The sequence below is a fragment of the Nocardioides sp. genome, assembly GCF_051876515.1.
Classification (GTDB): domain Bacteria; phylum Actinomycetota; class Actinomycetes; order Propionibacteriales; family Nocardioidaceae; genus Nocardioides.
Genome location: NZ_JBJEHY010000115.1, coordinates 1 through 10,997 on the forward strand (window position 1 = coordinate 1; position 10,997 = coordinate 10,997).

Below are 10,997 nucleotides of genomic sequence, written 5' to 3' on the forward strand. Positions count from 1 at the left end.
ACCTCAGCCTCCGCGCGCTGTGCAGCGGCTGAGGATGCCCGAGCACGCGCCAGCAACCCGCCGGTGGAGAGGTCCTCCACCGGGGTGCCTGTCGTCGCGGTCGTCTCGAACATGAGTGCAACGCTAGGGACGACCTCTGACACTTCGGGGCGGGCAGTAGACCAGTGGTTTCGACAGGCTCAACCACCGGGCGTACGGCCGCAGGCCTCGGCCCGCCGGAGCAGCACCGCACGCTCGCTCTCGTTGCGGGTCAGCGCGGCTGCCTCCGTGAACGAGGCCGCCGCGTCGGCGTACCGCCCCGCTCGTTCCAGCAGGTCCCCGCGTACGGCGGGCAGCAGGTGGGATCCGCCGAGTGCGTCGGCCGGCAGTTCGTCCAGCACCGCCAGTCCGGCCTCGGGACCGTGGGCCCGCCCATGGGCGACGGCCCGGTTGACCTCCACCACCGGTCCGGGGACGGCCGTGGCGAGCGCGTCGTACAGCGACGCGATGCGCCGCCAGTTCGTCTCCTCCGCCGTGGCCGCCCGCGCGTGCTCGGCTGCGATGGATGCCTGCAGGACGTACGTGCCCACCGGGGCTCCCCGGTGGGCGAGTTCCTCGGCGCGGGCCAGTGCGGCGCGGCCGCGACGGATCAGCAGCGCGTCCCAGCGGCTGCGGTCCTGGTCGTCGAGGAGCACCGCCCGCCCGTCGGCGTCGGTGCGTGCGGGGAGGCGGGAGGCCTGCAGCTCGAGGAGTGCCTGCAGGCCGTGCACCTCCGGTGCGTCCGGCACGAGCGCGGCCAGCATCCGGGCCAGCCGGATCGCCTCGCCGGTCAGCTCCGGGCGTGTCCAGTCGTTGCCGGCGGTGGCGCTGTACCCCTCGTTGAAGACCAGGTAGATGACGGCCATCACGTCGTCGAGGCGGGCCAGACGTTCCGCGCCGACGGGCAGCTCGAACTCGGCGCGGACCTGCGTCAGCGTCCGCTTGGCCCGGGAGATCCGTTGGCCCATCGTCGTCTCGGTGGAGAGGAACGCCCGCGCGATCTCGGCCGTGGAGAGCCCGCCCACCAGCCTCAAGGTCAGGGCGGCGCGCGACTCCGGGGTCAGCGCCGGGTGGCAGCACAGGAAGATGAGGCGCAGGGCGTCGTCGTCGATGAGGTCCACCTGCGAGGTGAGGTCGCCCATGGGGTCCCCCTCCTCGGTCAGGTGGCCGAGCTCGGCCGTCTTGCGCCGCAGCACCTCGGCCCGACGGAACGTGTCGACAGCGCGTCGCTTGGCGGTCGTCATCAACCACGCCGCCGGGTTGGCCGGTACGCCGTCCCGCGGCCACTGCTCCAGAGCGGCGACGAGCGCGTCCTGGGCGAGGTCCTCGGCCAGGTCCAGCTCCCGGGTGATCCGGGTCAGCGCTCCCACGAGCCTCGCAGACTCCTCGCGCCACACGGCTGTGATCGCCTCGGCGGTGGGGGTGGCCATGCGGCCAGCGTACGGCCGCCGCCCGCGGGTCGAGCGTGGGAGACCGGGGTCTCGACAGGCTCGACCAGCGGGAGGTCTTGACCAGCGCGACTGCTACTCGGAGATCTGCCGCAGCGTCGAGACGACCTTGACCTCGGGCCAGTGCGTGGCGTGCAGCTCGGCGAAGACCTCCATGTCGGCGACAGCCTCCTCGAGGGTGTCGTACTGCAGGAGCGACCAGCCGCCGACGATCTCCTTCGCCTCCGCGTACGGCCCGTCGACCCGCGTGGTCCTCCCGCCCTCGACGACGAAGTTCACGGCGTCCTCGGTGCCGTACAGCCCGCCGCCGTCGAGGAAGACGCCCGAGGCGGCGCGTTCACCGATGTGGGCCTCCATCGCCTCGAACAGGGACTGCGGCGGCGTCCCGATGTTCTCCTCCATCCTCACGAAACCCATGAAACGCGGCATGACCTGCTCCTCACGTGTGCGGCCACCGCTTCTCGGCGGCCGGTTCGTACAGACGTCGAACGCCATCGTCCGTCCTCGACATCGGATCGTGAAAGAATTTTGCAGGTTGCGCGGTCGCGTCCCTCAGCGGTGTGAGTGACGTCGGTCACACGTCGCGCACGCAGGTTCGGCGTGCGCGACGGACCTGTCCCGCACTCGGTAACACAGCCGAAACAATCGGTACGGCACGGGAAACATGGCCCCTCTACGTTCTCCTCATCGATCGTCCCGAGAATGTGAGCTGGTAACCATGACCGCCAATGGAGTGCGCAACCTGGCCATCACCGAGGTCCTCAACCGGACCTCCGCGGACACCTGCGAGGTCCGCCCGCTGAGCGACACGTGGGCGTGCGACGTCTTCAATCTCGCGACGATGGAGGAGAAGCTCTCCAAGAACGCCTTCAAGGCGGTCCGGAAGACGGTCCAGACGGGCGAGCCGCTCGACAAGGCGACCGCCGACATCGTGGCCGCCGCGATGAAGGACTGGGCGATGTCGAAGGGTGCGAACTTCTTCTCGCACGTCTTCTACCCGCTGACCAACATCACCGCCGAGAAGCACGACGGCTTCATCATCACCAACTCCGAGGGCCACGCCATCACGGAGTTCACCGGCAGCCTCCTGATCAAGGGTGAGCCGGACGGCTCCTCGTTCCCCAACGGCAGCCTCCGCATGACCAACGCCGCCCGCGGCTACACCGCATGGGACCCGACCAGCCCGGCGTACATCAAGCACACCGCCAACGGCGCGACGCTGATGATCCCCAGCGTCTTCATGTCGTGGACCGGTGAGTCGCTCGACAAGAAGATCCCGCTGCTGCGCTCCAACGCCGCGATGGACGCCGCCGCCCGCCGCGTGCTGGCGCTCATGGGCGAGACCGACGTCGCCCCGCTCAACGCCTCCTGCGGCCCCGAGCAGGAGTACTTCCTGGTCGACCAGCACTTCGTCAACGCCCGCCCCGACCTGATGCTCGCCGGCCGTACGCTCTTCGGCGCGCCGCCGGCCAAGGGCCAGGAGTTCGACGACCACTACTTCGGTGCGATCCCCGAGCGCGTGCAGGTCTACATGCAGGCCGTCGAGGAGAAGCTGTACCGCCTCGGCATCCCCGCCAAGACCCACCACAACGAGGTCGCGCCCGGCCAGTTCGAGATCGCGCCGTACCACGAGGCCGCCAACATCGCCGCCGACCACCAGCAGCTGGTGATGACCACGCTGAAGGCCACCGCCGAGGAGCACGGCTTCGTCTGCCTGCTGCACGAGAAGCCGTTCGCCGGCCTCAACGGCTCGGGCAAGCACGTCAACTGGTCGGTGGGCAACGAGACCCAGGGCAACCTGCTCGACCCTGGCACCTCCCCGGAGCAGAACCTGAACTTCCTCGTCTTCTGCGGCGCCGTGATCCGTGGCGTCCACAAGTTCGGCCCGCTGCTGCGTGCGGTCATCGCGACCGCCTCCAACGACCACCGTCTGGGCGCCAACGAGGCCCCGCCGGCGATCCTGTCGGTCTACCTGGGCGACCAGCTCGAGGCCGTCTTCGAGGACATCAAGAACGGCAAGGTCTCCGTCTCCTCCGACGGTGGCGAGATGGACCTGGGCCTGTCGCAGATCCTCAACTTCACCCGCGACCCGGGCGACCGCAACCGCACCTCGCCGTTCGCGTTCACCGGCAACCGCTTCGAGTTCCGCGCCGTCGGCTCCTCGCAGTCGGTCTCCGGTCCGCTCGTCGCGATGAACACGATGCTGGCGGACTCGCTCACCTGGATCGGCGACAAGCTCGAGGTCCAGCTGGAGGCCGGCAAGACCGTGGCCGAGGCGGTGGCGGTGGTGCTGCAGGAGCTCATGCAGGAGCACGGTGCTGCGGTCTTCGGCGGCGACGGCTACTCGTCGGAGTGGCACGAGGCTGCGGTCTCCGAGCGTGGCCTGCGCAACCTGCCGACCAGCGCGGACGCCCTGCCGGTGTTCACCGAGCCCGAGGTGGTCGAGCTGTTCGAGAAGACCGGCGTCCTGTCGGCGGTCGAGCTCAACGCCCGTTACGAGGTCTACTCCGAGCAGTACATCAACTCGGTCGCCGTCGAGGCGAAGCTGGTGATCGACATGGCCAAGACGGTGATCTACCCGGCCGCCCTGCGCTACGCCGCCGACCTGGCCGCCACCTTCACCGCCGTCGAGGGCCTCGGCGCCTCGTTCGACACCACCCAGGTCAAGGTCATCGCCGAGAACGCGAACCTGCTGCTCTCGACCGTGGGTGAGCTGGCCACCGAGCTGGAGCGCCACGACTTCGCCGACACCGAGGCGCACATGGTGCACTCGGCCACCACGATCCGTGGCCTGATGGACCAGGCCCGCGTGTACGCCGACGCCCTCGAGGCCGAGGTCGACGACGCCGCGTGGCCGCTGCCGAAGTACCGCGAGATGCTCTTCATCAAGTGACCGCCTGACGGTCGAGCCGACCTGCTGCTCGAGCCTGTCGAGACCCTGACGCCCCGCCTGCCCCCGTGGCAGGCGGGGCGTCGCACGTTCCGGGTCGGTCAGCCGCCGAGCAGGTCCGCGTACTCCTGCTGGTGCGCCGGCGCAACGACGGCGCGCAGGGCGAGGGCGAGCTGGGCGGAGATGTAGGAGTCGAGGTTCTTCGTCTGCTCGAAGTACCAGTGCTTCAGCGCCCACGCGTGCGCCAGCAGGAGCAGGTTGTACGCGACCAGGTCGGGGTCGTCACTGACCAGCACCCCGGCGTCGATCCCCTCGGAGACGACGGCGCGCAGTGGCTGGCTGGTCTCCACCTCGAGCCGCTTGATCCGGGCGCGGCCGTCGGCGTCCAGCGACTTGGACTCGCGGTAGGTGAGCACGGCGGCGTGACGGTGCTCGTCGATCACCCGGCAGTACGCCCCGAAGGCGGCAGCCACGCGGCGTACGGGGTCGTCGCCGGCTGCCTCGATCGCGGCGGGCACCTGGGTGGCGAAGGCGTCGAGGACCTGGGTGATCACCGCGAGCAGGATGTCGTCCTTGCTGCCGAAGTAGCGGTAAATCAGGCCCACGCTGACCCCGGCCTCGGCGGCCAGCGCCTGCATCGACACCGCCTCGGATCCCTCCCGCTCCATGAGCCGTGCGGCAGCGTCGAGCAGCTGGCGCTCGATCGACTCGCTGCTCGATGAGGAGGACCGCGCCATCCGCGACACGGTCCGCGCGTACGTGGAGCGGTCGGTGAGGCCGCAGATCGCGGACTGGTACGAGTCCGGTGAGATCCCGGCGCGCGAGCTGGCCCGCGAGCTGGGTCAGCTGGGCGTGCTCGGCATGCACCTGGAGGGGTACGGCTGCGCGGGGACGTCGGCGACGGCGTACGGGCTGGTCTGCCTGGAGCTGGAGGCGGGCGACTCGGGGCTGCGGTCGCTGGTCTCGGTGCAGGGGTCGCTGGCGATGTTCGCGATCTGGAAGTGGGGGAGCGAGGAGCACAAGCAGGAGTGGCTGCCGCGGATGGCCGCGGGTGAGGCGATCGGCTGCTTCGGGCTGACCGAACCGGACTTCGGCTCCAACCCGGGGGGCATGCGGACCCGGGCGCGGCGCGACGGCGACGACTGGGTGCTGACCGGCAACAAGATGTGGATCACGAACGGGTCGATCGCGGACGTGGCCGTGGTGTGGGCGCAGACCGACGAGGGCGACCCGGCGCGGCCCGGGAGCGGGGTGCGGGGGTTCGTGGTGCCGACGGGTACGCCGGGCTTCTCGGCGCCGGCGATCAAGCACAAGCTGTCGCTGCGGGCGTCGGTGACCTCCGAGCTGGTCCTCGACGAGGTGCGGCTGCCGGCCTCGGCGGCCTTCCCGGAGGTGCGGGGTCTGACGGGGCCGCTGTCGTGCCTCAACGAGGCGCGCTTCGGCATCGTGTTCGGTGCGCTGGGCGCGGCCCGGGACTGCCTGGAGACGGCGATCGGGTACGCCGGGGAGCGGGCCATCTTCGACAAGCCGCTGGCGGGGTACCAGATCACGCAGACCAAGCTGGCCGACATGACGCTTGAGCTGGGCAAGGGGATGTTGCTGGCAGTCCAGTTGGGCCGGTTGAAGGACGCTCACGCGTTGCGGCCGGAGCAGATCTCGTTGGGCAAGCTGAACAACGTCCGGGAGGCGATCGCGATCGCGCGGGAGTGCCGGACGATCCTGGGCGCGGCCGGGATCACGTTGGAGTTCCCGGTGCTGCGGCACGCCAACAACCTGGAGTCGGTGCTGACGTACGAGGGCACCAGCGAGGTGCACCAGCTGATCATCGGCCAGGCGTTGACGGGGGAGTCTGCGTACCGCTGACGGCCGGGTCGTGCCCCTTCTCGTGGCGGCCGAACGGGTCTAGCGTCGAGAGATGAGCAACCACACGTACGCCATCACAGAGATCGTGGGCACGTCCCCGGAGAGCATCGACGAGGCGATCCGCAACGGCATAGCGCAGGCCGCCCGGACCGTGCGCCACCTGGACTGGTTCGAGGTCACCCAGGTGCGGGGGCAGGTCGCGGACGGGGCCGTCCAGCACTTCCAGGTCGGGCTCAAACTGGGGTTCCGCATCGAGGAGGGCTGAGGCTCAGGTTTCCGGGTCTCTGTCGGGCAGCACCATCACCCGTACGTCGGGGGCCTCGTCCCCGGCGGCCGCGCGCAGCCACGCGGGCCGGAACGTCATGACCTCGTGCCAGCCCGAGGCCACGTAGAGGGTGTGGGCCGCGGGGTGGACGGCGAGCACCTCGAGGCACGGGTGCAGGCCGTGGGCGCGGATGTCGGTGACCGCGGCGTCGAGCAGGTGCCGTCCCGCTCCGAGCCCGCGCGCCTGTTCGCCGACGAACAGGGCGCCGACCCAGGCGAGCTGGGCGACCTCGCAGCCGTACGCCTCCGCGCACGCCGCGTTGACCGCGTCGGCGTCAGCGGACCCGCCGGAAGGGGCGGTCCAGGAGCCGTGTCCCACCGGGTGGCCGTCGAGCGCGGCCGTCCACGCCCCACCTGCGTCGTCGGCGTGCAGGAAGTCGCGGACGGGGATTGGGAGTGGGTCGCGGAACGGGTACCGGCTGCGCGGCTGCTGGGCGAACAGCACCTCGGCCAGCGGGTCGAGGTCGCTGGGTACCCGGCGCCTCATGACGAGGTCGCTCACAGTGGGTGAACCTCCCAGGTCGCGTCGCACGCGTGACACCTCCGGTCGTAGCCCGGAGGGATGCAGCCGACCCAGTGCACCCAGTCCGGCCCCGACTGGGTGTCCTCGAAGCTCGCCGGCATCCCGATGATCAGGTGCGCCACGTCGCCCGAGCCACAGGTCGGGCAGGTGCCGCGCGGTACGTCGTACGGCTCCGTCTCGGAGTCGTCGGGTGGAAGCAGCATCGGCATCTCGCTCTCAGCAGGGTCGGTCGCACGCGTGTCGGTCTGCGGCTGACCATGCCACCGGGGACTGACACTTCCGGTGTTCCAAGGGAGCCGATGGGCCGTCCTCGAAGGAGTGTCGGTGGCCCCACCTAGCCTGCGGCGCGGAGGTGTGGCAGATGAAGTGGACATCGCCGGAGAGCGGGTCGGAGACGAGGAGACTCCCGTCGTACGAGGAGATGCCCGCGCGCAGGCCGTGGCGGGTGGTGAACCCGGTGGGCAGTCGTTGGATGGGCAACCTCGACGGGGACCCGATCCGGATGTGGACGACGCAGACCAAGGATGCGTACGCGATCCTCGCCGGGACGGGGTCGCTGCGAGGCGACCCGTCCCTCGTCGAGGAGGACTTCGTGGGCGCCTACGCGTGGATGCAGGGCGAGGCTGATCGCCGGCTCACCACCTGCGGGCCGGGAATGCTGTGGCTGTAGGCCTGGCAGCGGCGCGGGGAGGTGCGGTACTCGGCCGCGCAGAACAGGGGAGAGGTCCTCCTGGAAGTCGTGGTGCCGTGCGACCGGGTGCTGCTCTCCGGCTTCGACGACTGGCACTGCGTGCTCAACTCGTCGCTCCTTGTCCCTGTCACGGCCGGCGAGGACAACGACGAGTGGTGGGCGCGCGCGGAGCCGATGATCGAGGACTTTGCCGCGCGGGTCAGCGCAGCAGGGTTCTCCAACTCCGGCATGCAGGACGTCAGGGCGTGGCCCGATGACTTGCGCACCGAGATCGAGACATCCTGGCTCGGCGTCTTCGACCGCTCGCAGTGGGACCGTGACGAGTACGTCCAGGCCGTGGTCCACGAGATCCGGGCTGAGGACGTGGTCAGGGTGACCCGGATCAGGTGAGGGCTGCGACTCAAGGCATGCGCCTCAGGGTGCGGCCGCGGAATCGCCGCTCTCACGGTGCGCCACCGGCTCGATGGCGCCCAGCACGGGATGGTGGCCCAGCCAGTCCGGGAACCGGTCGGTCAGCCGGGGCGGGCCCCACAGCTCCACGAGCCCCGTGCCCAGCGCCTCCCGCATGGTGCGGTCGCCCATCCACACCTCCGTCAGGGTTCTCAGGCCGGTGTTGACGCGCAGGTCCACGTCGTGGCCGGGGTCGACGAGGCACAGGTCGACGGCGTCGTCGACGACCAGCCAGTACGTCGACCTGCGCGGTGCCGCGTCGCGGATCTTGAACTCGATCACGACCCGGGCGTCCTCCGACAGGCCGCCGGGGCGCAGCATCCGGTGCATGTCCCACATGAGCAGGCTGGGGTCGAGGTCGTCCGGTCCGTAGTCGCTGCGCGCCCACCGCTGTCCCCAGACCCCCATCGCCTGGATCAGCGGGTACAGCTCCCAGCCGGCGGCGGTGAGGGCGTACGTGCTGGTCTGGCCGGTGCCGGTGTGCTCCACGACGCCAGCGCGGACAAGCTGTCGGAGCCGCTTGGACAACAGGCTGGGGGAGATGAGGGGAACCCCGCGCTGGATCTCGCCGAACCGTGTGGAGCCGCACATCAGCTCGCGGAGCACCAAGGGCGTCCACCGTTCGCACACCAGCTCCGCGGTCTTGGCGACGGGGCAGAACTGGCCGTACCCGGACATCCTTCGACGGTACGGCCGTGGGTGCGCCCTGTCACTACAGATCCAGGAGTGCGCCCTGTCCTCTTCGAGTGGTGCCGTGGAGGCACCAGCGTCCGTCGCCCGGTGGACGTGCGAGGCCAAGGAGCGCTACATGTCGAAAGCAGTCATCTCACTCACCACGGGGCTGGAGGACGCCGAGAAGGTCACCGTCGCGTTCCTCGTCGCCGTCGGGGCGGCCGAGTCGGGTCGGGACACGCTGATGTTCCTCACCAAGGAGGCCGTACGCCTGGCTGTTCGGGGCGTGGCGACCGCGGTGGGCTGCCAGGGCTGCCCGTCCTTGGAGTCGCTCATGGACCGCTACGCCGCAGCGGGTGGCACCTACCTCGTCTGCCCGATCTGCCTGGACGCCAAGAAGGTGTCGGCGGGAGATCTGATCCCGACGGCGAGCCCCGGTGGGACCGTGCCGATGTGGGAGTGGATCGGCGACGAGGGAGCCACCACGTTCAGCTACTGACCCAGGTACGCCGACGGCCCCGCCACCTGCTTTGGTGCCCAGGCGTAGGTTGGTGGTGACTGACCGGCGATGAGGCCTCCATCCGGACACCGGTCGCCGGTCGAGAGGCGGACGTCATGGTGACGTCGAAGGTTCCTGTTCACGAGACCGTTCCCGCGTCGTCGGACCGCACACCGTTGCGGCTGCGCATGACCGAGCACGGGGTCACGCACCTGGTCGACGGCGGCTGGTGGCCGCAGAGCCGGGACCTGGCCGTGGAGCTGGCCGACCTGGTCGACCACTTCCCCGAGGCGTCGGGGCGTGTGGCCCGCGTGTGGGTGTCCCCGCCCGACTGGGACGCGCATCCGCGCATCGTTCCCGTGGAAGGTCGTCGCGTGAAGGTCGGTGCCTTCCCCCACGACGACACTCACCTCATCCACCTCAAGACGTCCGACCGCACGGAGCTCCACGTCCTGGTCGTGCCGCCAGGTTTCAGCTCCGACCAGGGTGACGAGGCGCTTCGTGCCTCGGCCGACCCGGGGAACGCGCACACGGCGCTCGAGATCCTCCACCAGGCCGCTGCGCTTCCTGACTCTGCGTCGGATGGGCGCTGGAGCGACGACGGGGGCTCGTGGTGAGTGGCTCGACGTCGTTCACGCGTCGGCCCGCGACACGTCTGGGGACAGCCCGAGTGCCGTTGCGTCTCCTGCTCGACAACAGCTTCCAGTCGGGCCCCGTCGACGGCGCGTGGTGGCCCCAGTCCCGGGACCTCGAGACGGAGGCAGCCGACCTCATCGACCACTTCCCGGACCGCATCGGCCGGATCGAGCTCCTGCTGTTCTCCCGACCCGACTGGGACGGAGGCCCCGGTGGCCGGGGCCGCCACGAGATCCGGGCTGCTCGCGGCCTGGTGAAGGTCGTCTCCTTCCCGAGCGACGACACGCACGTGATGGTCGTGAAGATGGTCTCGGGTCAGCGGCTTCGTCTGCTGGTCGTCCCGCACGACACCGACCCTGACGCTGCCTGGGAAGCGATGCAGCAAGCAGCCGACGACCGCAACACTGATTCGCCCAGCACGCTCCTCGGCCTGTCCGGGCCCGACCAGAGCCACATCGGGAACGCCGTCTGGGACGACCACGCTGGCAGCCACGAGTGAGGGCGAGGGGCTCGGGAATCGGATGCAGAATGGTTGCTCCGGCCTTCCACAAGCGCTACGCGGAGGCCTGAGAATGACGAAGGAGCCCCGTCAGCGGAGTGGCTGACGGGGCTCCTGTGCTGCTGGTCAGGACAGCGATCGGACAGCAGCGGCCAGATGGCGCCGCTGACCTGCCCCTATGGATCAAATGTCGTAATAGAGCTCGAACTCGTGCGGGTGCGGCCGCTGCTGCACCGGCTCGATCTCCTGGGTGCGCTTGTAGTCGACCCACGTCTCGATCAGGTCGGGCGTGAAGACGTTGCCGACGGTCAGGTAGTCGTGGTCGTCCTCGAGCGCGTCGAGCACGGCACCCAGCGAGGTGGGGACCTGCTGGATCTCCGCCATCTCGTCCGGCGGCAGCTCGTAGATGTCCTTGTCGATCGGGTCGGCCGGCTCGATCTTGTTCTTGATGCCGTCGATGCCGGCGAGCAGCAGCGCGGAGAAC

Annotated in this window: 14 protein-coding genes and 1 pseudogene; 9 read left to right on the forward strand and 6 right to left on the reverse strand. The window is 69.9% G+C overall.

Annotated elements, in window-relative coordinates:
- Nucleotides 1-179: 179 nt before the first annotated feature.
- Together ACI379_RS08285 and ACI379_RS08290 are read right to left on the reverse strand one after the other, a co-directional pair.
- Nucleotides 180-1,448, reverse strand: coding sequence for an RNA polymerase sigma factor (locus tag ACI379_RS08285; RefSeq protein ID WP_439791609.1), 1,269 nt, complete (start codon nucleotides 1,446-1,448; stop codon nucleotides 180-182).
- A gap of 93 nt (nucleotides 1,449-1,541) precedes the next feature.
- Nucleotides 1,542-1,895, reverse strand: a complete 354-nt coding sequence (locus ACI379_RS08290; RefSeq protein ID WP_439791610.1) for a YciI family protein — start codon at nucleotides 1,893-1,895, stop codon at nucleotides 1,542-1,544.
- A 289-nt stretch (nucleotides 1,896-2,184) separates the two neighbouring features.
- Between ACI379_RS08290 and ACI379_RS08295 the strand changes: the two genes are divergently transcribed.
- The gene (locus tag ACI379_RS08295) at nucleotides 2,185-4,359 is read left to right on the forward strand and encodes a glutamine synthetase III family protein (RefSeq protein WP_439791611.1); all 2,175 of its coding nucleotides are present in this window, start codon (nucleotides 2,185-2,187) and stop codon (nucleotides 4,357-4,359) included.
- A 98-nt stretch (nucleotides 4,360-4,457) separates the two neighbouring features.
- Here ACI379_RS08295 and ACI379_RS08300 read toward each other — a convergent pair whose 3' ends face one another.
- Nucleotides 4,458-5,024, reverse strand: coding sequence for a TetR/AcrR family transcriptional regulator (locus ACI379_RS08300; RefSeq protein WP_439791612.1), 567 nt, complete (start codon nucleotides 5,022-5,024; stop codon nucleotides 4,458-4,460).
- On the opposite strand from ACI379_RS08300, the gene ACI379_RS08305 reads away from it, so the two are divergent.
- Together ACI379_RS08305 and ACI379_RS08310 are read left to right on the forward strand one after the other, a co-directional pair.
- Nucleotides 5,023-6,219 (forward strand): acyl-CoA dehydrogenase family protein, encoded by a 1,197-nt coding sequence (locus ACI379_RS08305; RefSeq protein ID WP_439791613.1) that lies wholly within the window; start codon nucleotides 5,023-5,025, stop codon nucleotides 6,217-6,219. The two genes, ACI379_RS08300 and ACI379_RS08305, sit on opposite strands and share 2 nt — an antisense overlap.
- A 52-nt stretch (nucleotides 6,220-6,271) precedes the next feature.
- Complete coding sequence (locus ACI379_RS08310; protein WP_439791614.1) at nucleotides 6,272-6,484, forward strand: dodecin; 213 nt, start codon at nucleotides 6,272-6,274, stop codon at nucleotides 6,482-6,484.
- 3 nt (nucleotides 6,485-6,487) lie between these two features.
- Here the strand turns inward: ACI379_RS08310 and ACI379_RS08315 are convergent, their stop codons facing one another.
- Nucleotides 6,488-7,045 carry a GNAT family N-acetyltransferase gene (locus ACI379_RS08315; RefSeq protein ID WP_439791615.1) on the reverse strand — a complete coding sequence of 186 codons (558 nt, stop codon included), beginning with the start codon at nucleotides 7,043-7,045 and terminating at the stop codon, nucleotides 6,488-6,490.
- 60 nt (nucleotides 7,046-7,105) lie between these two features.
- On the opposite strand from ACI379_RS08315, the gene ACI379_RS08320 reads away from it, so the two are divergent.
- The 3 genes from ACI379_RS08320 (at nucleotide 7,106) to ACI379_RS08330 (ending at nucleotide 8,147) form a co-directional block, all read left to right on the forward strand.
- On the forward strand, nucleotides 7,106-7,321 hold the full coding sequence (locus ACI379_RS08320; RefSeq protein WP_439791616.1) for a hypothetical protein: 216 nt from the start codon (nucleotides 7,106-7,108) through the stop codon (nucleotides 7,319-7,321).
- 106 nt (nucleotides 7,322-7,427) lie between these two features.
- The gene (locus ACI379_RS08325) at nucleotides 7,428-7,736 is read left to right on the forward strand and encodes a hypothetical protein (protein WP_439791617.1); all 309 of its coding nucleotides are present in this window, start codon (nucleotides 7,428-7,430) and stop codon (nucleotides 7,734-7,736) included.
- 21 nt (nucleotides 7,737-7,757) lie between these two features.
- Nucleotides 7,758-8,147 carry a DUF3841 domain-containing protein gene (locus ACI379_RS08330; RefSeq protein ID WP_439791618.1) on the forward strand — a complete coding sequence of 130 codons (390 nt, stop codon included), beginning with the start codon at nucleotides 7,758-7,760 and terminating at the stop codon, nucleotides 8,145-8,147.
- A gap of 24 nt (nucleotides 8,148-8,171) precedes the next feature.
- On the opposite strand, the gene ACI379_RS08335 is transcribed toward ACI379_RS08330, so the two are convergent.
- Nucleotides 8,172-8,885 (reverse strand): winged helix-turn-helix transcriptional regulator, encoded by a 714-nt coding sequence (locus tag ACI379_RS08335; protein ID WP_439791619.1) that lies wholly within the window; start codon nucleotides 8,883-8,885, stop codon nucleotides 8,172-8,174.
- Between the two features lie 130 nt (nucleotides 8,886-9,015).
- Here ACI379_RS08335 and ACI379_RS08340 point away from each other — a divergent pair, with 130 nt between their 5' ends.
- From ACI379_RS08340 to ACI379_RS08350, 3 genes are all read left to right on the forward strand, one after another.
- Nucleotides 9,016-9,378: a hypothetical protein gene (locus ACI379_RS08340; RefSeq protein ID WP_439791620.1), complete on the forward strand. Its 363-nt coding sequence runs from the start codon at nucleotides 9,016-9,018 to the stop codon at nucleotides 9,376-9,378.
- A 188-nt stretch (nucleotides 9,379-9,566) separates the two neighbouring features.
- Nucleotides 9,567-9,995, forward strand: a complete 429-nt coding sequence (locus tag ACI379_RS08345) for a DUF5994 family protein (protein ID WP_439791621.1) — start codon at nucleotides 9,567-9,569, stop codon at nucleotides 9,993-9,995.
- Nucleotides 9,996-10,048: 53 nt separating this feature from the next.
- Complete coding sequence (locus tag ACI379_RS08350) at nucleotides 10,049-10,513, forward strand: DUF5994 family protein (RefSeq protein ID WP_439791622.1); 465 nt, start codon at nucleotides 10,049-10,051, stop codon at nucleotides 10,511-10,513.
- Nucleotides 10,514-10,696: 183 nt separating this feature from the next.
- On the opposite strand, the pseudogene ACI379_RS08355 reads toward ACI379_RS08350, so the two are convergent.
- Nucleotides 10,697-10,997: pseudogene (locus tag ACI379_RS08355) on the reverse strand (type I glutamate--ammonia ligase); the annotation flags it as partial.